Annotated in this window: 23 protein-coding genes; 13 read left to right on the forward strand and 10 right to left on the reverse strand. The window is 55.0% G+C overall.

Translation table 11 applies throughout. The annotated features are described in order from the left end of the window. Positions 1–13: 13 nt before the first annotated feature. The 5 genes from Q9245_RS11940 to Q9245_RS11960 all read left to right on the forward strand — a co-directional run bounded on the left by Q9245_RS11940 (position 14) and on the right by Q9245_RS11960 (position 4,375). Entirely contained in the window at positions 14–352 is a 339-nt protein-coding gene (locus Q9245_RS11940) for a zinc ribbon domain-containing protein YjdM (protein WP_305897398.1), read from the forward strand. Between the two features lie 189 nt (positions 353–541). Beyond that, positions 542–1,621, forward strand: coding sequence for a pyruvate dehydrogenase (acetyl-transferring) E1 component subunit alpha (gene pdhA, locus Q9245_RS11945; RefSeq protein ID WP_305897399.1), 1,080 nt, complete (start codon positions 542–544; stop codon positions 1,619–1,621). Further along, positions 1,618–2,610, forward strand: coding sequence for an alpha-ketoacid dehydrogenase subunit beta (locus Q9245_RS11950; protein ID WP_305897400.1), 993 nt, complete (start codon positions 1,618–1,620; stop codon positions 2,608–2,610). Before pdhA ends, Q9245_RS11950 begins: the two co-directional genes overlap by 4 nt. Positions 2,611–2,621: 11 nt before the next feature. Further along, positions 2,622–3,746 (forward strand): dihydrolipoamide acetyltransferase family protein, encoded by a 1,125-nt coding sequence (locus Q9245_RS11955; RefSeq protein ID WP_305897401.1) that lies wholly within the window; start codon positions 2,622–2,624, stop codon positions 3,744–3,746. A 110-nt stretch (positions 3,747–3,856) separates the two neighbouring features. After that, positions 3,857–4,375, forward strand: coding sequence for a copper chaperone PCu(A)C (locus tag Q9245_RS11960; RefSeq protein ID WP_305897402.1), 519 nt, complete (start codon positions 3,857–3,859; stop codon positions 4,373–4,375). A gap of 20 nt (positions 4,376–4,395) precedes the next feature. Here Q9245_RS11960 and Q9245_RS11965 read toward each other — a convergent pair whose 3' ends face one another. Further along, positions 4,396–4,695, reverse strand: a complete 300-nt coding sequence (locus Q9245_RS11965; RefSeq protein WP_305897403.1) for a SelT/SelW/SelH family protein — start codon at positions 4,693–4,695, stop codon at positions 4,396–4,398. Between the two features lie 80 nt (positions 4,696–4,775). Here Q9245_RS11965 and Q9245_RS11970 point away from each other — a divergent pair, with 80 nt between their 5' ends. Beyond that, positions 4,776–5,660, forward strand: coding sequence for a diacylglycerol kinase family protein (locus Q9245_RS11970; RefSeq protein WP_305897404.1), 885 nt, complete (start codon positions 4,776–4,778; stop codon positions 5,658–5,660). Between the two features lie 37 nt (positions 5,661–5,697). Here Q9245_RS11970 and Q9245_RS11975 read toward each other — a convergent pair whose 3' ends face one another. Continuing rightward, entirely contained in the window at positions 5,698–7,884 is a 2,187-nt protein-coding gene (locus Q9245_RS11975) for an OsmC domain/YcaO domain-containing protein (RefSeq protein ID WP_305897405.1), read from the reverse strand. Between the two features lie 24 nt (positions 7,885–7,908). On the opposite strand from Q9245_RS11975, the gene Q9245_RS11980 reads away from it, so the two are divergent. Beyond that, on the forward strand, positions 7,909–8,136 hold the full coding sequence (locus tag Q9245_RS11980) for a hypothetical protein (RefSeq protein WP_072677829.1): 228 nt from the start codon (positions 7,909–7,911) through the stop codon (positions 8,134–8,136). Positions 8,137–8,140: 4 nt separating this feature from the next. Here Q9245_RS11980 and Q9245_RS11985 read toward each other — a convergent pair whose 3' ends face one another. Continuing rightward, positions 8,141–8,560 (reverse strand): universal stress protein, encoded by a 420-nt coding sequence (locus tag Q9245_RS11985; RefSeq protein ID WP_305897406.1) that lies wholly within the window; start codon positions 8,558–8,560, stop codon positions 8,141–8,143. 190 nt (positions 8,561–8,750) lie between these two features. Here Q9245_RS11985 and Q9245_RS11990 point away from each other — a divergent pair, with 190 nt between their 5' ends. The 4 genes from Q9245_RS11990 to Q9245_RS12005 all read left to right on the forward strand — a co-directional run bounded on the left by Q9245_RS11990 (position 8,751) and on the right by Q9245_RS12005 (position 11,423). Next, positions 8,751–9,605, forward strand: a complete 855-nt coding sequence (locus Q9245_RS11990) for a crotonase/enoyl-CoA hydratase family protein (protein ID WP_305897407.1) — start codon at positions 8,751–8,753, stop codon at positions 9,603–9,605. A 3-nt stretch (positions 9,606–9,608) separates the two neighbouring features. After that, complete coding sequence (locus tag Q9245_RS11995; RefSeq protein WP_305897408.1) at positions 9,609–10,193, forward strand: CPBP family intramembrane glutamic endopeptidase; 585 nt, start codon at positions 9,609–9,611, stop codon at positions 10,191–10,193. Positions 10,194–10,227: 34 nt separating this feature from the next. Continuing rightward, the gene (locus Q9245_RS12000; protein ID WP_305897409.1) at positions 10,228–10,836 is read left to right on the forward strand and encodes a LysE/ArgO family amino acid transporter; all 609 of its coding nucleotides are present in this window, start codon (positions 10,228–10,230) and stop codon (positions 10,834–10,836) included. Between the two features lie 101 nt (positions 10,837–10,937). Further along, positions 10,938–11,423: a DUF4442 domain-containing protein gene (locus tag Q9245_RS12005; protein ID WP_305897410.1), complete on the forward strand. Its 486-nt coding sequence runs from the start codon at positions 10,938–10,940 to the stop codon at positions 11,421–11,423. A gap of 25 nt (positions 11,424–11,448) precedes the next feature. Here the strand turns inward: Q9245_RS12005 and Q9245_RS12010 are convergent, their stop codons facing one another. Then, complete coding sequence (locus Q9245_RS12010) at positions 11,449–12,504, reverse strand: alpha/beta hydrolase (protein ID WP_305897411.1); 1,056 nt, start codon at positions 12,502–12,504, stop codon at positions 11,449–11,451. A gap of 124 nt (positions 12,505–12,628) precedes the next feature. Here Q9245_RS12010 and thpR point away from each other — a divergent pair, with 124 nt between their 5' ends. Further along, positions 12,629–13,162: an RNA 2',3'-cyclic phosphodiesterase gene (gene thpR, locus Q9245_RS12015; protein WP_305897412.1), complete on the forward strand. Its 534-nt coding sequence runs from the start codon at positions 12,629–12,631 to the stop codon at positions 13,160–13,162. A 36-nt stretch (positions 13,163–13,198) separates the two neighbouring features. Here thpR and Q9245_RS12020 read toward each other — a convergent pair whose 3' ends face one another. The 3 genes from Q9245_RS12020 to Q9245_RS12030 all read right to left on the reverse strand — a co-directional run bounded on the left by Q9245_RS12020 (position 13,199) and on the right by Q9245_RS12030 (position 17,256). After that, positions 13,199–14,044, reverse strand: coding sequence for a DUF6160 family protein (locus Q9245_RS12020; RefSeq protein ID WP_305897413.1), 846 nt, complete (start codon positions 14,042–14,044; stop codon positions 13,199–13,201). 99 nt (positions 14,045–14,143) lie between these two features. Further along, positions 14,144–15,964, reverse strand: coding sequence for a choice-of-anchor D domain-containing protein (locus Q9245_RS12025; protein WP_305897414.1), 1,821 nt, complete (start codon positions 15,962–15,964; stop codon positions 14,144–14,146). A gap of 242 nt (positions 15,965–16,206) precedes the next feature. Further along, positions 16,207–17,256: an AraC family transcriptional regulator gene (locus Q9245_RS12030; RefSeq protein WP_305897415.1), complete on the reverse strand. Its 1,050-nt coding sequence runs from the start codon at positions 17,254–17,256 to the stop codon at positions 16,207–16,209. A 285-nt stretch (positions 17,257–17,541) separates the two neighbouring features. On the opposite strand from Q9245_RS12030, the gene Q9245_RS12035 reads away from it, so the two are divergent. Then, entirely contained in the window at positions 17,542–18,081 is a 540-nt protein-coding gene (locus Q9245_RS12035) for a class I SAM-dependent methyltransferase (RefSeq protein ID WP_305897620.1), read from the forward strand. Between the two features lie 10 nt (positions 18,082–18,091). On the opposite strand, the gene Q9245_RS12040 is transcribed toward Q9245_RS12035, so the two are convergent. The 3 genes from Q9245_RS12040 to Q9245_RS12050 form a co-directional block, all read right to left on the reverse strand. Beyond that, entirely contained in the window at positions 18,092–19,111 is a 1,020-nt protein-coding gene (locus tag Q9245_RS12040; protein WP_305897416.1) for a PA2778 family cysteine peptidase, read from the reverse strand. Continuing rightward, entirely contained in the window at positions 19,099–19,500 is a 402-nt protein-coding gene (locus Q9245_RS12045; RefSeq protein ID WP_305897417.1) for a PA2779 family protein, read from the reverse strand. The genes Q9245_RS12040 and Q9245_RS12045 overlap by 13 nt, the downstream gene beginning before the upstream one ends. A gap of 96 nt (positions 19,501–19,596) precedes the next feature. Beyond that, positions 19,597–21,042, reverse strand: coding sequence for a phospholipase D family protein (locus tag Q9245_RS12050; RefSeq protein WP_305897418.1), 1,446 nt, complete (start codon positions 21,040–21,042; stop codon positions 19,597–19,599). Positions 21,043–21,052: the final 10 nt, after the last annotated feature.

Below are 21,052 nucleotides of genomic sequence, written 5' to 3' on the forward strand. Positions count from 1 at the left end.
ACAGGAAATGCTAATGTCTCAGCTGCCTCCGTGCCCTAAGTGCGATTCTGAATTCACCTATGAAGACGGCGTTCAACTGGTTTGTCCGGAGTGCGCCCACGAATGGACGGAAGCGGAGCAGGCGGAGGCCGACGCCGGAAAGGTCATTCGGGACGCCAACGGAAACGAACTGCAGGATGGTGATACGGTTACCGTGATCAAAGATCTGAAGGTAAAAGGTTCCAGCTCTGTTGTAAAAGTGGGTACCAAAGTGAAAAACATCCGTTTGGTCGATGGCGATCACGATATTGACTGCAAGGTAGACGGCATCGGCCCGATGAAACTGAAATCCGAGTTCGTCAAGAAAGCCTGAACGCCCCTATTTGATCTATTTCACCCCATCGTCTAAATATTAAACAGAGTGTCGTGGACACTCTGTTTAATCCCGCAGCGTGCAACCCACGCTAAAAACAAGACGAACACTCCAACGCTGGACGTGCCCGCCACAAGCAGGCATGGATTCGGTCAGGCTTATATCTTACAGCCGTGGCAGGAGGATGGGATGAGAGAAATTCTTGAGTTTCATGTGGATAGCACGCGCTATCTGGATGATGACGGCACGCCACTCGGTGACTTGCCGAGCCAGGCCGGTAACACAGAGCGTGTGCTGGCTGCCTACCGAAATATGGTGCTGGCACGCACCTTGGATTCCAAAGCGATTGCGCTTCAACGTACCGGCAAATGTGGTACTTATCCTTCTGTGCTTGGCCATGAAGTGATTGGCACGGCCATTGGCCAGAGCATGGCCAAGACCGATGTCTTTGTACCCTATTATCGCGATCAAGCTGCCCATCTTCTTCGGGGCGTATCGCTGAAAGAATTGTTGCTGTATTGGGGGGGCGACGAGCGCGGGTGTGCGTGGCAGAACTGCCCCGAAGATTTACCCATTGCTGTTCCGATTGCCACTCAGTGCGGCCACGCCGTGGGCGTTGCATCGGCATTTCGCATTCGCGGCGAGAACCGGGCCGTTGTTTGTTGCATCGGCGATGGCGGCACCTCGAAAGGCGACTTTATGGAAAGCCTGAATCTGGCCGGCGCCTGGCATTTACCCGTGGTCTTCGTTGTTATTAACAACCAATGGGCCATTTCGACCCCGCGCAGTCTGCAAAGCGGCGCTGAAACCATCGCCCAGAAAGCCATTGGCGCCGGATTGCCCGGCCACATTGTCGATGGCAACGATTACTTCGCCTGCGCAGAAGCTTTAGAAAACGCCCTCAAACGCGCCCACGACGGCAAGGGAGCCGCTGTTATTGAAGCCGTAACCTATCGGCTGGGTGACCACACCACCGCCGACGACGCTACTCGTTACCGCAGTGCCGAAGAGCTTAAGCAGGCTTGGGAAAAGGACGGAGTCAAACGCCTGCAAAACTGGTTGTACAGCAATGATCTGTGGAGCCCGGATCAGGAAAAGGCGTTGCAGGCCGAAACCAAAAAGACGATCGATGAGGCCGTAGAAGCCTATTTGGCGACAGAGGCCGAACCACCCACCGCAATGCTCGACTATTTGTTTGAAAGCCTGCCGACGGCGTTGCAAGGGCAGCGGGAACAGATCGCCAACAAGTATCGTGGAGGTCCGGCATGAGCCAGTCAGACGTTCGTGATGTGACCCTGGTCGAAGCGGTCAATATGGCTTTGCACTGGGAAATGGCGCAAGACGAAAACGTGGTGGTGTTGGGCGAAGACATTGCGACCAATGGCGGGGTGTTCCGGGCGACCTTGGGCCTGAAAGACGCTTTCGGTTTCAAGCGGGTGATGGATACACCGCTGGCGGAAAACCTGATTGCCGGTACCGCGATTGGCATGTCAACACAGGGCTTGAAGCCAGTAGCGGAATTCCAGTTTATGGGATTCATCTATCCGGCGATGGAGCAGATCGTTTGTCACGCCAGCCGTATGCGCAATCGCACCCGAGGGCGGCTGCATTGCCCGCTGGTGTTCCGGGCCCCGTTCGGCGGTGGCATTCATGCTCCGGAACACCATTCCGAAAGTACCGAAGCGTTATTCGCCCATATCCCCGGCTTGAGGGTGGTGATTCCCAGTTCTCCGCAGCGTGCATACGGCCTTTTGCTGGCGGCCATTCGAGATCCGGACCCGGTGATCTTCCTTGAGCCTAAACGGATTTACCGGGCTGTTACCCAAAGCGTTGATAACAATGGCGAAGCGCTGCCACTGGACACGTGTTTTACCTTGCGAGAAGGCGACGACGTCACCCTGATTACCTGGGGCCCGTGTGTCATGGAATCTCTTCAAGCGGCTGATAAATTAGCCGAACAAGGTGTGGGGTGTGAGGTGATCGACGTGGCGACCGTCAGCCCGTTGGATCGGGAAACGTTACTTTGCTCGGTGGCTAAAACGGGCAGGGCGGTGATCGTCCATGAAGCGTGCCGCAATGGGGGTGTCGGTGCCGAGATTGCCGCGTCTATTGCGGAATCCGCTTTTCTGGATTTACAGGCGCCGGTCATCAGAGTGACCGGCTACGACACGGTGATGCCTTACTACCGGAACGAACAGAATTATTTGCCAAAAGTAGAAGACATCGTGCACGCCGTTGAGCAGGTGATCGGGTTGTAGGAGCGATAAGAATGAAAAATTTCAGACTCCCAGATCTGGGTGAAGGCCTACCGGAAGCCGAAATTGTTGAGTGGCACGTGAAAGTGGGCGATACCGTAGAGGTGGATCAGGTGTTGGTCAGTGTGGAAACCGCCAAAGCCATTGTCGAAGTGCCTTCGCCGCAAGCGGGTGTGATTGCCAAGCTCTATGGCGAGGCTGGCGACATCATTCATACCGGTGAACCCTTGCTGGCCTATGAAGGTGATGATGAAGATTCCGGAACCGTTGTGGGCAAGCTGGAATCGTCAGCAAAGGGGGAGGGTAAAACGGCGCAGCAGGATACCTTCATTGTCGGCGCGGCTGCGTCCAGCAAGCGGGCTCGGTCGAATCGCGCGACGCCGGGAGTCCGGGCACTGGCTCAGCAGCTTGGGGTTAGCCTGGAAAGCATCAAAGGCAGTGGCCCGGGCGGGTTGATCACCAACGATGACGTATACAAGCAAGCCAGCCATCAGAAACAGCTGGGTGATGCCGAAGCGTTGCGAGGCACCCGCCGAACTATGGCCAAGAACATGGCACTGTCCCATGCCCAGGTTGTACCTGTGTCGATTTTTGAGGATGTGGATGTCGGCGACTGGAAGAAAGGTACAGACACCACCATGCGGCTGGTGCAGGCCATTGGCAAAGCCTGTGCCGCGGTTCCGGAACTCAATTGCTGGTTTGACGGCGACAACTTGAGCCGCCAACTGCTGGACGAAGTGCATGTTGGAATTGCGGTTGATACCCCTGAAGGCTTGTTTGTGCCGGTGTTGAGGGATATTACGCATCGCAGCTTAAAAGATTTGAGACAAGGCTTGGAAAATCTTAGAGAGTCGGTTGCCTCGCGGAAGATTCCCCCGAAGGAAATGCAGGGCGCGACCATTACCTTATCTAATTTCGGCACTATGACCGGGCAGTACGCCAACCCCATCGTCAGTCCGCCTCAGGTAGCGATTGTCGGCGCGGGCCGCATGCGAGACAAGGTTGTTCCTTACAAGGGTGCTGCGACTATTCGTCGCATTCTTCCCTTGTCGCTTACCTTCGATCACCGGGCGGCAACGGGCGGGGAAGCCTCGCGGTTTCTTGGAGCGCTGGTTGATGCTTTGAGTAAAGCTAGCTGAAAATCCGGCGGGCAGAGCCCCGCCGGTCAGTGTGCACGTCTTGCCAAATGTACTGGAGACAACAACACTAGGGGGCACCTATAAAGTTACCTTCGACTGCGCGAGACATCATGATCCAACGGAATTCCCTGACAACCGCCTTATTGCTGTCCTGTTCCATTCTGGCACCCCAGGCCGTGGCAGCAGATCATCAGCATCATAATGGTCACCCTGCAAACGGTGCCATCGAAGTTCATAATGCCTGGAGCCGCCCGACACCTCCGGGCACGCCAATGGGCGTGGGTTACATGACCATCACAAATAACGGAGCTGACGAAGTGCGACTGGTCGGGGCGGAAAGCCCCCGAGCTGGCCATGTCTCGATCCACGAAACCTCGATGCATGAAGGTATGATGCGTATGCAAACGCTTGCCAACGGTTTGGAAATTCCGGCAGGCAGCACGGTGGAGTTAAAGCCCCGCAGTTACCACCTGATGCTGGAGCAGCTGACAAAGCCCCTGATGGAAGGTGAAGCGATTCCGGTCCAGCTGGATTTCGAAAATGCGGAAGATGTTACCGTCAAGCTGGACGTTCAGCCCTTAGATGCCAAGGTCATGGATCACTCGCATCATTCAGGGATGGATCACTGAGTTTCGGTGGCATTCCCCGCTCAGGGGGTAGAGCCTGATTGCGGTGAGTGGGCATCGGTATGCCCCAGAGAGTGCTCCGGGGCGATCTGATCGCGAACCCGTTGTTTCAGCTGTTTGATGTCCGGAAAGCCCCCTTGCTCTTTGCGCGACCAGATTCGGGTGTCGTTGACATACACCTCGAAAATACCGCCCGTGCCCGGTTTCAGGGTGAGTTCGTCAATCATTCCGTCGAAGGTGGTTAGCAGCTCCTGGGCCATCCAGGCCGAGCGCAATAGCCAGTTGCAGCCGGTGCAATAGTGAAGCGTGACGCGCGTTGCCATACGGTAATCGTTCCTGCAGGAATAAATGAGCTATTCATGCTATCAAATAAGGATGGCTAATTCTTACTAGAGAGGACGTGATGGCCCATTGGCTTGTGGACAGTCCCGGGTCTGGAGACGGAACCCGGAATGCAGATTTCTGGCTTGAGCATTTGCAAGCGCAGGGGATAACCGATGTCGAAGTTTGCCATCTGGATGAGCAGGAGAAGTGGCGCGGCCGGGTGTCTAAAGGCGATTGCCTGATGGCGGCCGGAGGCGATGGCACGGTTAACGGTGTCGCTGAAATTTGTCTGGAAGCCGATGCGATTTTGGCCGTGCTGCCGTCCGGAACGGCCAACGATTTTGCCAGGAACCTGAACATCCCGGCAGAGCCGGAGCAAATTGCCAGGCTGGTTGCTGACGGGCCGATCCAAAAGGTTGATGTTGCCGTGGCTGGCGAGCGGATGTTTTTGAACGTTGCCCACATCGGGCTGGGTACCTTGCCGGCCCGCGAGGCGGATTCACCGACTAAAAAATGGTTGGGCCAGTTCAGTTATATGGCCACGCTTTTTCGTCAGATTGGTGAACAGCGAGGGTTTCACGCGGAAATACAAACGGATAAATCGGCGATGAAAGGTCGCTGGTTGTCGATTGCGATCGCCTCGGGCGCTTTTTTTGGTGGCGGGCATGAAATTCCCGAAGCCGCCGCCAACGATGGTCAATTGAATATCGTGGCGGTGAAACCGAGGCCCATGTTGCAGTTACTCTTTGCCTTCTTGATGGTTCGGCTGAACGGAGAAACACCAAGACGAACCAGTACCGTGGTTCAGGTGAAAAGCCCGGTGTGCCAGGTGCACACGCAACAAACGAAACCCGTTACCGTGGATGGCGACGAAGCCGGTACCACACCGTTCGAAGCGGTCTGTAAACAAGGCGTGCTAAGAGTGATTGGAAGGGAAGTGGTGCAGGCCGGAAATACGCGCTAAGGCGCCTTTCCGGCGTTATAAAGCGGTGCTGCAGAAGTTAAATGCCTGCGGCTTTGGCTCTTGCCGCGTGCAGCTTCTTGTAGCTCTCGATCATCTTCAAATGCCTGTCCAGGCCTTCCAGGTTCATGCTGGTTTCTTCCAGCCCGTAGAAGCGAACTGAACCATCGATGGAGCCGACTACCGCATCCATCACTTCGCTGCCGAACATGCGGCGGAAGTTATACAGGTAATCTTCCAATTCCAGTTCTTCGTCCAGTGTGGCTTCCAGAGCGGCCTGCATGGCCTGATAGAACAAGCCGCGCTCCACCGTGTTGTCGTTAAACTGTCGGAACATCTCGACCAGTTCCAGTGCTTCTTCGAGTTCACCCAGAGCCAGATAGATCAGCAGTTTCAGCTCCAGAATAGTGAGCTGGCCCCACACGGTGTTCTCATCAAACTCGATGCCGATCAGCGTAACGATCGTCATGTAGACATCCAGCTCGGCTTCTTCCAAACGCTCCACCAGACTCGTTAACTCGTCTTCGTTCAAGCGGTGCAGGTTGAGAATGTCTTCCCGGAAGGCCAGCGCCATGTTGGTGTTGTCCCAGACCAGGTCTTCCACCGGGTACACTTCGGAGTACCCGGGTACCAGAATCCGGCAAACCGGAGCGCCAAGGTCTTCAAAGACTGCCATGTAGCATTCCTTGCCCATGTCGGAGAGGATACCGAACAGCGCTTTGGCTTCTTCTTCGTTGGTGCCGGAGAAGTCCCATTCCACAAAGTCGTAGTCGGATTTGGCACTGAAAAAACGCCAGGACACGACACCGCTGGAATCGATGAAGTGTTCCACGTAGTTGTTGGGTTCCGTGACCGCCATGGTATTGAAGGTGGGTGCCGGCAGATCGTTCAGACCTTCAAAGCTTCGGCCCTGCATCAATTCAGTGAGGCTGCGCTCCAGTGCCACCTGGAAACTGGGGTGGGCGCCAAAGCAGGCAAAGACACCGCCGGTTTTCGGATTCATCACCGTGACCGAGATAACCGGGAATTGGCCGCCCAGAGAGGCGTCTTTGACCAACACCGGAAAACCCTGTTCTTCCAGCGCATTCAGGCCTTCCACGATATCCGGGTATTTGGCCAGCACTTCATCCGGCACGTCCGGTAGAGCGATTTCGTTCTCGATGATCTCTTTCTTGACGGCGCGCTCGAGGATTTCTGACAGGCATTGGACCTGCGCTTCCTGCAATGTGTTACCGGCGCTCATGCCGTTGCTTAGGAACAGGTTCTCGATCAGGTTAGACGGGAAATAAACGGTTTCTCCGTCGGACTGGCGCACATAGGGAATGCTGCAAATGCCACGTTCAGGTGTGCCTGAGTTGGTGTCGAACAGATGTGTGCCCAGCAATTCGCCGTCGGGGTTGTAGATGCCCAGGCAGTAGTCGTCCAGAATGCCTTCAGGCAGTTCGCCCTCGGGACCCGGCTGGAACCACTTCTCGTTCGGGTAATGCACGAACTCGCTGTTGGCAACGTCCTGACCGAAGTACTGGTCGTTATAGAAGAAGTTGCAATTCAAGCGCTCGATGAACTCGCCCAGTGCGGATGCCAGCGCGGCTTCTTTGGTGGCACCTTTGCCATTGGTGAAGCACATGTGCGCCGCCGTATCGCGAACGTGCAAAGACCAAACGTGGGGCACTATGTTGCGCCAGGAAGCGATCTCGATCTTCATGCCCAGATCCGCAAGGATGCCGGTCATGTTGGCAATGGTCTGCTCAAGGGGCAGATCTTTGCCTTCAATGTAGGTACTTGTATTGTCGCTGGAGCCAACGTTCAGCAGGGACTGGGCGTCTTCATCCAGGTTTTCCACCACTTCAATCTGAAAGTCCGGGCCGGTTTGTACCACTTTCTTTACGGTACAGCGGTCGATGGAGCGGATAATGCCCTGGCGGTCTTTGTCGGAAATGTCTTCCGGCAACTCCACCTGGATTTTGAAGATCTGTTTGTAGCGGTTTTCCGGGTCTACAATATTGTTCTGGGACAGACGGATGTTGTCGGTCGGGATGTCCCGGGCGTTGCAGTAAACCTTTACAAAGTAAGCGGCACACATGGCTGAAGAAGCCAGAAAATAATCAAACGGGCCGGGCGCAGATCCATCCCCTTTGTAGCGAACAGGCTGGTCTGAGACGACGGTAAAGTCGTCGAATTTGGCCTCGAGCCTCAGGTTGTCGAGATAATTGACTTTGATTTCCATGGGCAGCTTACCGGATTCAGAAATATGAGCAGTTTACGCGGAATAGACGAGGTTATCCCCGATGCGCGGGATGGTCTCACAAAAACAGAGAGGACGATACTCTACGTCCTCAGTGAAACCCAAAAGGAACTGGGAGGGCGCAACGTGCCCACAGTGATGCTTTACGGCCGGGTGCTGGAATACGTGAACATCAGCGAGCAGGAGTTGCATCTGTATCTGGATCGGCTCGGTGTAAAAGGCGATGGTCGTTAGTTTATTAGCGCACCACGAACACCGAGATTTTGCTGTGCTTGACGATCTCGGCCGCGTTAGATCTCAGCAGGTGCAGCGCATCACCCAACCCCGGTGGGTGTGACGCCATGACAACAAGATCGGTGTCCGTATCTTTAATCGCCTGTAGCAGCTTGTCATCGAGCTCGACAGCGGTATCCACCGATTCAAGTACCATGGCACTGGCTTGTATACCGTGAGATGCCCCTTGTTCATCGGCAAACTCGCTGAGTTTGCTGGCGAGTTCCTTTGGGTTATGAGCTGCTGCGCCGGGCGTGCTGTTTGTGACGGAGACGTAGCAGAGCCTGGCTTGATAATGCTTGGCCATGTCGATGGCGGTGTTGAGGGTTTTCGCCAGTTTGTCCAAGTGGCTGAGGTCAACAGGAACGAGAATGTTCTGGTACATGGCTCGATCTCCTTCTGTTCAAAATTTGAACTATCAATGGTGAGTCTGGACCATGACCTCTGTGATCCGCAAGTTTGGAGGGCGTTCCCTAGGAACTCGTTTCGAGGTAATGTGCGTGCTACCGAATACAGAGCTGAATATCAGCCAGCAATAAAAACATCCTCGGACATACATTTAAAGGAGCCACACCGTGTCGGAACTCGCCAACTACGAAAGCTTTAATGTTGAAGTCAAAGACCACGTTGCGCACGTGCAGTTCAGTCGCCCAGAAGCCATGAACTCCATGAACAAGGCCTTCTGGTTGGAGCTGCCTCGCTGCGTGCAAGATATTGAAGCCAGCACCAACGCCCGGGTGATCGTTATTTCTTCTACGGGTAAGCATTTTTCTGCCGGCATGGATCTGGCCGTGTTCTCCGATCCGAAATCCGTACCGATGAGCGGTGATCCCGGTCGTATGGCAGAAAACCTGCGCCGTGTGGTGCTGCAGCTGCAAGATACACTGACGTCTCTGGAAAAGGTGCGTTTACCTGTGTTGGCGGCGGTTCACGGTGGATGTATTGGTGGCGCGCTGGATTTGGTGTGTGCGGCGGACAGCCGTTACTGCACCAAAGATGCCTATTTCACCATTAAAGAAACCGAGCTCGGCATGACGGCTGACGTGGGTACGCTGCAGCGTCTTCCGAAGTTGATGCCTGAAGGTGTCGTGCGCGAGCTGGCCTACACCGGCCGGAAGTTTGGTGCCGAAGAAGCCCAGCGTCTTGGTTTTGTGAACAGTGTGTACGACAGTCAGGAAGAAATGGTCGAGGCCGTGCTGGGGATCGCCGCACAAATTGCTGCCAATTCGCCGCTGGCGGTGACCGGCTGCAAGGAAATGCTGAACTTCAGCCGTGACCACAGTGTTGAAGACAGCCTGAAGTACATGGCCACCTGGCAGGCGGGTATGTTCCGTCCGACCGATATGATGAAAACCTTCCAGGCCAAAGCCCAGAAGCAGGCGCCGGACTATGACGATCTGTTCCCGATCAAGGATCTGTTCGCTAACTGAGTTATGACCCAGCGCCAAGGCTCTTCCATCTCCCCCGTCACCGCCCTGTTATTTCAGGGCGGTATTGGAGTGGTCGGAGCCTTGGCAATATGGCTGTTTGACATCCCGCTCCTGACGGCAGATTTGGGCCTGGTGAAATCGTTCGCCTTCGGCGCTGTCGGGGCCATGGTCACATACCTGTTCCTGTTGCAGCTCACCAAACTCACCTGGCTGTTCCCGGATAACCTCAGTGAGCAAATGCAGGCGCTGTATGAGTTTGCCGGGAGTTACCGTTGGCCGACGCTCGTGTTGTTGTCGTTGCTGGCCGGTGTCGGGGAAGAATTGTTATTTCGAGGTGCCATACAGGGTTGGTTGTTGCAGCATACCGGGCCCTGGACCTCGGTGATGGCCGCGTCACTGTTGTTTGGTCTGGTGCACTACGTTTCTCTGACGTATTTCGTTATGGCTACCGGGTTGGGATTGATCTTGGGCGCCAGCTATCAGCTCAGTGGCAGTTTGATTATGGTGATGGTTTGGCATGCGGTTTACGATATCCTGGCACTGTATTTTCTGTTGAATTACCCTTCTTGGTTTGGCGTTCGCCGATAACCCCTTTTTAGACTCCTGACATTTGGAATGACGCGTGTTTGAAAGCTATTTGACCGGTTTGTTTGTGGGTGGTGGCCTTATCGTGGCTATCGGTGCCCAGAATGCCTATGTGCTCAGTCAGTCCATTCGTCGAGAGCATCATTGGTGGTCGGCCGGGGTGTGCACAATATCGGATATTGTGTTGTTTACGCTCGGAATGTTTGGTGTATCCGCCGCGTTGACAGCCATGCCGCAGGGGCTGGAGATTCTGCGTTGGTTGGGTGTGGTGTTTTTAGGCTGGCTGGCGGTTCAGGCATTCATTCGGGTTGGCTGGGGGCGAGCGGCGCTGACCGCAAAGCAGCAAGAAGGGCGCAGTTTGAAAGGCGTCTTGCTGACCACACTGGCAGTGACACTGCTGAATCCACAGGTGTATTTAGACACCTTGCTGTTAGTGCCTGCGGTGGGAGCTCAACAGTCAAGTACCAACGGGTTTTTGGTCGGTGCCAGCAGTGCGTCTGTGTTGTGGTTCGGTGGGCTGGCGTGGTTCGGGTCGTCGATGGCGCCGATTCTGTCTCGCCCGAGGGTTTGGCGCGTTATCGACGGCTTGATCGGCGTGATGATGCTTGTGATTGCAATGCAGTTAGCGCTAATGGGGCTGCAATAATTCAAACGGTTGTATGAAATTAGGTTGAGTCCTCGATTATCTTGCTGGAAGATAGCGCGCGTTAAAACGTCTGCAATACTTTCAATACGCCGAGGAACCTGATGAATTCAACAATTCGACGCTGGTTTGCCAGTGCCAGCTCCATGCGTCACGTGATGAATACGTTTGCGCCCTACCTGGGGGCCGGCATCAAGGCCACCCATATTGCGGATGACTTCTCCACCGCCACGGTGGAAATGAAGCAACGTTGGTATAACACCAACTATGTGGGAACCCACTTTGGTGGTTCGCTCTACAGCATGGTTGATCCGATGTACATGCTGCTGCTCATGCGCAAATTGGGCAATGATTATGTGGTGTGGGACAAAGCGGCGAGCATTGAATTTGTCAGGCCGGGGAAGGGGCGTGTTACGGCTCACTTTGAGCTGACCGATGAAAAGCTCGAGGAGATCCGGCAGGCAACCGCAGACGGTGATAAGTACCTGCCTGAATGGACCCTCGATGTTGTTGATGATTCCGGGGAGGTTGTCGCCAGAGTCAATAAAGTGCTGTACGTCCGCAAGAAGAAAGCCCGGGCCAAGAGCTGACCCGAGCGATCGTTGCTGCAGGTCGTCAGGCCGTTCCGGATTCTACCCGCTTCAGAAATTGGGCAATATCTTCAAACGCTTCTTCGGCCTGCGGTAACAGAGGGGTAAACATGTGCCAAACGTGCACCATGTTTTGCCAGGTATGCAGCTCCACGGGTGATCCCTCCGCTTTCGCTTTGGCGGCGTATCGCGCTGCGTTGTCCAGCAGCATTTCCGTGGTGCTGGCGTGAATCAGGGTGGGTGGCAAGTCAGCAAGGTTGCCGCGCAGCGGGGATGCCACGGGATTGGTCGGAGACAAGCGGAAGGCTGCAAGCGTTCCCCACCAAACCACCGGTAAAGGGATTTTCGACAATCCGCCGAACACCGGCCCGAGCATCAAATCGGTTCGAATGTTGTCGCGATTGCTTGGCGCGGTCAGTGTCAGATCGGTGGATGGGGACAGGGCGATCGCCGCATCCGGCATGCGAATGCCGTTGTCCCGCAACCAGGCGATAAGCGACAGCGTGTGGCTGCCGCCGGCAGAATCCCCGGCCACGACCACAAACTCGGCTTTCGCTTTCCCTTCAGGCCCATGATCCAGCAGCCAGGTATAGGCTTCCCGACAATCGATGATACCGTCTATGAAGCGGTGCTCGGGCATCAAGCGGTAATCCACGGCAAAGACGGCTGCATTGGCGAGCCGGGAGAACCGGTTGGTCACCGCTCGGTGGCTCTTTGGGCTGCCCGCTGTCCAGGCACCTCCATGAATGTAGAGTACCCGCCGTTTCGAGTCTGCTCCGGGAGCAATCACCCATTCTCCTTTGGGGTGCAGGCAAGGTCGGACGTCGGACTCGATGACGGCGTCTTCCCCCAAGCTGTCCAGATGTTTGCGCAATGCCATGAGCCGAGCCTTGCCTTTCAGCCCTTTGGACGCGCGGCCCATTTCCTTGATACGCGTGATGACTTCGTCATGGGAGGGGTGTGGGGAAACTTCGTTAGTTGCCCATTCGTGTCCGTCCAGGTGAGACAGATCATGAACCCGGAACAATACAAAGGTGGCAACAATGAGCAGTGCAACGATGGCGAGTAAGATCCAAAGCATGGTTGTTCCTTTTGAGTGCCACGTTTACGTGAACGTATTATGCTGGCGTTATGTCGTTATGATGGCAACTATTTCAGAGTGAAAGCGTGTTGCCATTGGCTCAATTGCCCTTAGGAGGCTGGGTATGCCCAAGGTGTTTTTCGGAGTTGAAATTGCGCCGGACATCAAACAGCGCTTGCTGAAGGTTCAAGTGCCGGTGCAGTCTGCGCGCTGGCAGAGTTATGAGCAGCTGCATCTGACGTTGGTGTTTTTGGGAAATGTTGCAGATGATGCGGTACCCGGCTTGGTTGGCGCGGCAACTTCTGTAGTGGAGTCATCGTTTGAATTAACGGTCAGAGGGTTGGGGTGTTTTGGCTCACCAGAGCGACCGAAGATTCTCTGGGCGGGCGTGGCGCCGGAATCACCGTTGGTTAATCTGCATCGGCAATTGCGGGATAAGTTGCAAACAGAGGGCACCAGTGTCGAGCATCGTCATTTCCAGCCGCACATTACGTTAAGCCGATTTGGGCGCGACGCGGGCTCGGTTAAGGAGTTCATTGAGACGCGCGGTGAGGAAGAGTTCGGCACTATGTCCGTTCCGGAATTTGTGTTGTATGAAAGTAACCAAGGGCCAAACGGTTCGGTTTACACTGTTTTGCAGCGTTTTCCTTTGATGTAACGAGGGCTCGGGACGGCCGAGCCCTCTGACTGTGTTTTAGTGACCGTAAATCCGCATGGTGGTGTTCTCAACCACCAGGTTGTCGAGCATGACGGAGCCGATCGAGGTTCCGCCAACCAGAACATCGCCAATCGACATGTCTGCCGCAAAGGTGTTCAGATCAATCGCCAATGCATCTTGAGTGGGGTCGGCCAAACGAGTGGATTTGTATATATCCATGTCGATGTTGGCACCCAGTGTCAAAACGCTGGGATTCGCTGCTGACCCATCAAGCTTGGTGCCCATGTAGTCCGCGCCGGTCATTTTCAAATCGCGGATGCCCAGTGCCAGAAAATCAACATCGACATCCAGATCTGAAATGCCGACCTGTGTTTTCAGGTTAAGTGTATCGGTCGCTGTATCGATATGGAGGCCGACCTTGGTGAACGCACCCACCATGCTGAAGTTGCTTGCCAGCAGGGTAGAATCGGTGGCGCCTTGCAGCGACCAGTTGCCGGTACTAACGCCAAAATCGATCGGGGCGGCGGTGATGGGCCAGATATTGATGATGGCATCGCCGTCTGCAGCCACGTCGATATCGATCTTGATGTTGTCGATCAGATCGTTAGCCCCGCCAAACAGCACGTCGCGGAAATTGGTGATTTCTTCAAACAGATCGGTACGGTTTGCACCACCAATTTTGATGTCCTTGATGGAGAATGAGCCTTCATCGGTGTAGATGAATTCGTCGATGGAGAGTTTAGTTTCCAGCTCGATGGTGACACCGGCCTGGCCGGTAACATTACTCATGTGAGCGTCTTCAAGTGGCTTTAGGTCAGCTTGGGCAGCTAACGGGAGCCCGGCGACAGCCAGCACCAACGCGGTTTTTTTCAGGCTTTTCATATCAGTATCCCTTGTTATTGATTTTTTTGTCGTGCTTGTGGGGCACAAACGGCTTTGCCGTTTGTGCCCGATTCCCGGCATGGCCGGAACTTTCAGAACTTATTGCGGAGTCAGGTTCAGGCTGATGGTATTACCCGGGCCAGACATGAACTTGTTTAGCAGGCTGGTCAGCAGGCCACAGTTCTCGAGCGGTGGCAGGTCGTAAACACCGGTTACGTTGCCGCCGGTTGCTGGCGAGAAGTTGGAGCCTTCGGGGCTGGTTAGCTGAATATCAACTGGAGTGCTGGTGCGGCACTGATCGCCCCCACCGATGCGCACTGGCAGGCCGAAGAGTTTGATCGCAACCTTGGGCACTTTCACGTAAAGCGGGGAGTTAGCGGTCAGCTTGCCATCGACCAGAGAGCCGGTGGTCAGCCCGGCTTGCTCGAATTCAACGTTGGCCGCTGCGTGCATCTTGCTCCACAGTACCTTGATGGTGAAGTTGCCAGACGTTGGGTTCACCTGCGTGTCTGCTTCGAAAGTACCAGAGGCCAGATCAAGCAACGTGGCGATAGTGCCGTTCAGTGGCAGGCTGCCACCATTCGCGGCGATTAGAGTGGAACCTTCAAGGCCCAATAGCAGCTCAAGCTCAGTGCCGCCTGTGGGTTCTTCAAAGGCTTCAACGGTGACAGGTACAGTCACTTCGGCATTTTCGGTATCGCTGGAGCGGATCACCAGGGCTGCGGTGCTCACGCCAGCAGCGCCCGCTGTGTAGTTCAGCTCGACAGAGCAGCTAGCACCCGCAGCGACCGTGGTGCAGTTGTTGGTTTGGGTGAAGTCGCTGGCATTGGAGCCTGTCAGCGCAATGCTGTCGATCTGCAAAGCGGCGTTGCCGTTGTTGGCAATGCTCACTTGCTCTGATTTGCTGGTGCCAACCTGGACGCGGCCCAAATCTACAGAACCCGGGGTAACGGCAATTTCAGGTGTAGGTGCCAGAGTGCCTCGGCCTGATAGGGCAACGTCGATGCTTGGCTTGTCGGCATCGGTAGACTCAATGGTGAGAGTGGCGTTACGCGTGCCGTCGGTGCTTGGTGCGAAGGTTACGTTAACGCTACAAGATGCATCTGGAGCCAGGGAAGAGCCGCAATCACTGGTTTGGGTAAACAGTTGCGCATCAGGGCCGCTGATGCTGATGTTGTTGATACCCAGCGCGGCACTGCCGGTGCTGAGGATAGAAACAGACTGCTGAGCGCTCAAACCTGCCTGTACGGAACCAAAGGCCAGTTCTTGAGTATCCACGCTGATGCGTGGTGTTTCGACGACCTCACCAGCGACGGTGATGGTTTGTAGAAGGTTGTTCTGGTTCGGCAGCTGCACACAGTCGGTGGTGATTTCACCGATGGGTGCTGGAGCAATGTCACCGTTCGCGGTACGCGCGATCAGCTCGAGCTGTAAAGCGCCAACGCGAATTTCAGCCTGGCCGATGTCATCGGCGGTGAACAGGATTTCGGGCGCCACACCCGAGGCTGGCACATTGAACTCGCCAGTTTCGGCAGGAATAGCGGTAGGCGGAATCTGCAGGGTGACAATTTGCTCCAGAGCACGGCCAGCCGTAATGATGTTGTTTGTGCTTGTGGCGACGCCTTCGACGGTTTCGGAGCCAACGAGTTTCAAACCGGTGCGGGCATCGTCATTGACCACGGTAATCGCAGTCACTTCAAATTGTGGGGTTGGTTCACCCACAGATGCTACGGCGGGAATGTCAGCACTGATTTGCGCGCGAATGGGTTGGGTGCCAATCAGCGGAAACGGACATTCAAAGGCCAGTTCGGTTGAGACTTGTTCTGCTGCTGCGTTGCTCGCACCACCAGCCATCAGTGCTGCAGCGGCTACGGCGGGGCCGAGCTTGCGCACGTTGGTATTGAGGTTACTGAGTTTCATTCATTCGTCCTCTGTCTTGCGGTCATTGTTGTCGTTAGGTTGCAGACATCACCGATGAGGGCATTCGATCGGACTTGCGTAGTTCCCTTGGTCATAGGCGTTGAGCCCACAATTGCAGGGTTATTAGACGGGGAAGGAGGAGGTGCCGTCATTGCGGGTGACGGCACCATTTTTGTCTAAAGCGGTAGTGGGGGCAGGATTTTGCTCAAACCGTGAACGACATCAAGGTGAAGAGACTTTGCTCACTTTTTGTTTCGGGCTTTCTTTCGGACATCACCGGGGGTTTGCCCTGTCCAGGATCGGTACGCTTTGGTGAAGCCGGCTTGATCACTGAACCCCAGTTTTTCAGAGATGGATTCCAGCGATACGTTGGTGTCTTTTAAATACAAAGTGGCAAAGCTTTCACGTATTTCGTTCCGAAGCTCGCGGAATGATGTGCCGGCCTTCGCCAAGTGCTGGCGAAGTGTTCTTGGGCTCATGTCCAGCCGGCGAGCAAGGTTTTGGGTGGTGCAGGGGCGGCCGGGCTGACTCATAATCAGTTCCCGGACCTGTTGCACGGTTTCATCACATTCCACCCGTTTTTGTGACTGGGAGTGGCGGGTTCTCGCGACCAGAAATTCCAGATTAGAATCGTCTTTTCGAACCGGCGCGCCTTTTAAGGGGATGGTGACTTCGTTGGTGTTGGCGTCAAAGATGAACTCGCAATTTGGTGCGAGCAGTTCCCAGTTTTCCAGCGGAAGGTTGCTAGGGAAATCGAACCGGAAGGTGAAGTGGCTACAGACCTGGCACGAAACACGATAAATACTGCCCATGTAGATTTTCACCAGACAGGCTTTGAGATCACCCACGCCCCAGCTGTCGATCACCTTCAAACGAAAGGTGGAGCCGGTTGATGCCAGCTCCATATCCATGAGGGGAAGCCCGACGCGCAAGTATTGTACGATCATGCTGACCAGGCGCCTGGGGTTTTCTTGTTCCAGCATGGCGAACCCTAGAAGTCCGTGGCAGGGCAGGTCCAGTTGTTTGCCAAATTCAAAGGGCGCACGCTCATCGGCCATTAGCCAGTCGGCCTGTCGGAGCAGCTCAAGCACCTGCGTCATAGACAGGCTGGCTTCAGGATTGTTGAGCAGTTCATCGGTAATGCCGGTTTTCGTCAGAATGGTGTTTCGTTTTACGCCGCGCTTCTCCATAAACTGAACAAAACGGCGAGCATAACGTGCCGAAATGATCGGCACCTCCAATGCAAGGGGCGTCGACATATCCATATGAGTGTCTCTCAGGGTATTCGTCATTGAACAGCGCTTGTTATTATCCAGCCTTTGGAGGCTGTTTTTGCGCCAGTATAGGCAGCTGTCTCTGAGAGCATTGTGGTGACAAGTCACAATCTGGCCGCATGGCCGAATATGACAAAAGGAATTTTGCGAAACGTGGAAGGGTTGTATGTATTCAGTCATTGAGGTGTTTTGGTGAAGAAAACGTCCGTTCCGTGTCCGGTGTGCCAACAGGCTGAACTGGGGCCGTTCCGAGAGATCGCGCAAAAGCGCTATCTGCGTTGTCGCACCTGTAAAGCAACGGTTATGGCACCGGAATGCCGTTTGCCCCCCGATGAAGAACGCGCGGTGTATCAGTTGCATGACAACGATCCGAGCGATGCCGGTTACCGGCGCTTTCTGTCCAGACTGGCAGAGCCTATGATGGCTGCCTTACCCCAGGGTGCGGCTGGTTTGGACTTTGGTTGTGGTCCGGGCCCGGCGTTGGCAAGGATGTTTGAAGAAGCGGGCTTCTCGATGGCGCTGTACGATCTGTTCTTTTACCCCGAGCATGCTGCGCTGGAGACACGCTACGATTTCGTTACCTGCACCGAAGTGGTGGAGCACCTGTTTCACCCGGCCGAGGTGTTTGCCCGGTTTGATCAGCTGTTGAAGCCTGGCGGGTTGCTCGGTCTGATGACCTGTTTTCAAACCGACGATGATCGTTTTGACAACTGGCACTATCGACGCGACCCGACACACGTGGTGTTCTACCGGGAAGACACCTTTAAATGGTTGGCCTCGCATTATGGCTGGCGGCTGGAGATTCCGGCTAAAGATGTTGTGCTTTTGCATAAGCCCGTTTGACCCTGTTTGGCTAGTTGTTCTTGACCGGGCAGGCCGGAAGGCTCGGGCACGTGAAGCCGTTCACAGGTGCTGGAGTGTCTGATTGGAAGTCTTCTACCTGAAAGCGCTCAGACGCCAGATTAGCTGCGCAGGCCAAGGCATGAGTAGCCTGTTCAGAGCAATCTGCCGCTGAAAGTGCGTAAGCCAGATTGTTCCAGCCTTCAGCGAACTCGGGAAACCGCTCGGTTGCGCGGATCAGGTGATTGGCGGCGGCTTTAAAACGCTTTTGCGCATAGGCCAGGTTGCCCAAGGCCAAAAGCGGTGCAGGCTCGTTCATCCAATGGTTTTCTGCGGTGCGGTAGGCGGTTTCTGCCGCGAGCGTGTGGCCAGTGGTTTCCAGATCATGGGCTGCCCGCAGCCAGGTAAGAAGTTCTGCGGTTGCCGGTAATTGATCAGGCGGCAGAATCACCATTGCCCAGCGGTCAGCTCGGTTCCATGTGTTGTGGAAGACTTCGTAAGGTTGGCGGTTATGCTTTCGGGTATCGGTATTGAGTATCAGGGTTTCGTCCTGATGATCGTAGCCGACCACCACCGCAAAGTGCCATTGTGGCCACCAGCTGAATCCCAGGTTTTGCATGACCAGCACGGGATTTCCCGCTGACACTTCGGTGAGAAGCGATTCGATGTCGGGCTTTAGTGGGTAAACCACCATGTTGTGTGAGCGTGCACCGGCTACCATTTCGACCTGCAACGAGCCTTCCCGTCCGGGGAGGTAGACCAGTTCTTTCAGAATTTCCGGATCAGTGTTGAGCCCTTGGCTATTCAGCATGGTGGCCAAAGACGCCGGACCACACTGGTACTTCTCCTGAGGAAAAAAGGGAACATCAACCAACAGTTGCTGAGGTTGAATGTCAGTCTGACCGGCAATGGCCGGGTCGGGCCAAGGCGGGGTGGTTGCACAGCCGACGAGCAGAAGCAGCCCCAGAAGGGCTGCCAGTCTGCTACATCGAGAGATGATCGACTGAAAAATGAGGGGGACTAGCGAATGCAATTGATAAAGGAGAACAGGTTAGTTGCACAAAGCATGTCGGTGATAATGAAGACCAACAGGAATAGCACGATAATCCCGACAACACCTTCGCCGGTGGGGGCTTCAGCCAACTGTTGTTCAAAATCGGCCAATTCGGCGGGGGTCAGATTTTGGATGCGCTCAGCCACCTGGTCTTCGCTGACGCCCAGCTCGGCAAGCTTGTCTTTAACGTCTTGCTGCTCGAGCATGTCCAGTAGTTGTTGACGATCCAGGTTGACCTGTTGCTGTTGGATCAACTCACCGGTCCCGACCATGCCCGCGTGTGCGGATACGGAAAACGTGGTGGCAAAAGCCATCAGAATGGCCATTACAAGCGAAAACTGCTTGGCATAGCGTCGAATGCCGTTCATTGCAGACTCCTTTCTCGTTTGTTTAGTTAACTTAACCCTAGAACGCCCGGCCCCATCATTCAACATACAAAACGTTCATGGACACTTGCTTGGTGATCAGAAGGTTGAAAGGCCGGTGGCTTCCATAAGCCGATATTGCCAGTATTTCAGGCGCGAACCATCGGCCCACTCGGAATAGGGCAAGCTGAGCGGCAAGTGGCTTTGGTATTCGCCCTCCCAATGGTCGTTGAAGAACGCAGTGGCTTTTTGGGCGACAGGGTGTTCGTTGGCTATGCTCAGCCAAATATTGGATTCGAGGTTGAGATCGTCCAGATTTCGTCGGGTGAAGTTGGCGGAACCCAACAATAGTTCCTGGATTCCGGTTTCCGGTGTGTAAATGAGCAACTTGCTGTGGCATTGCTCACCTTGGGTGTTGCACCAGCGTACAGGAATGCCGGCTTGGTGCAGCTCGTGGCCAACCGGGCGATTCGGTATGCCATTCTTTTCATGCCCGAAGGCGTCCTTGTTAGCATCCAGCAACAATCGGATACGCACGCCTCGTTGTTGAGCGCCTTTCAGCGCCTCAATGATCGGCCGGTGCGAGAAATAGAACATGGCGATGTCTATGGCTTCACCGTGGCGGCTGCGGTTGATCATATCCAGCGCCTGATCGCGAATGGCGGACTCGGTGAGTAATTTTATGGCCTCTGATGTTTCGGGTGCGGTGTGATCGGTAGTGGCCAATTGGTTGAGCCAGCGGTCAAACGTTTGCGTGTTGGCTCCGGACATTTGGGCGACGGCACGCTCGCTCTTGATTACATCTCTTACCGCTGGCCCGCCAAACGTGAGCCCGATGTTGCTGTGCCGGCTACTGCCGTTGTGTGGGTTGGCAGAAGTAATGAGCGCCCGGAACTGATCGCTTGCATCAGTGACCAACACTTTACGATGATTGGCTTTGAAATTGGGCAGAGCAAGATAGCTGCGTAGCGTGGTTTTTTCATTGCCGAGCGCGTTTGGCAACCAGCCACCGTCAGGGTTGTTCCCGAGCCATTGGCAGCATACTCGCCAGAGCGCGGACCAGGCAGGATTGCTGTCCCGAAGTGGCTCGAGTCTGGTGATAATGACTTCAATGCCGGCTTCTTTCAGTGCGTCAAATTCTGGGGAGCGGTTGCCGCCGTAGAAGGTGTTCAGAGGGTCTGATATCACCACGATGTCGATGTCGGGGGTGGCACGCTTTTTTCCGATCAACGCTTCTGTCAGTTGACGGGCAAGAGGGCGCGGCTCCGTATCCTCAGAGCCTGTGCTGTTGTAAAGGAACATGTCGATCAGGACGAGCCGCTCGGCTTGAGCAATCAGCCGGAGAGCCTCATCAAAGATTTCGTGGTCCAGTTTTGCTTCGCCGTTTGGAAAGTGCCGGGTGGTATCGGTTAGCAGGCGAGGGGACATGAGCGGGGCCGGATTGCCTGCAAATCGGATTCCTTCGGGAAGGGGTTTGTAGGAATGCCACACTCCCAGACCGATTAATGCCAACAGCAAGAGGCAGGCTACTAACTTCATAGTCATAGTCGTTTCG

The organism is Marinobacter sp. MDS2 (assembly GCF_030718085.1).
In the GTDB taxonomy this organism is placed as follows: Bacteria; Pseudomonadota; Gammaproteobacteria; order Pseudomonadales; family Oleiphilaceae; genus Marinobacter.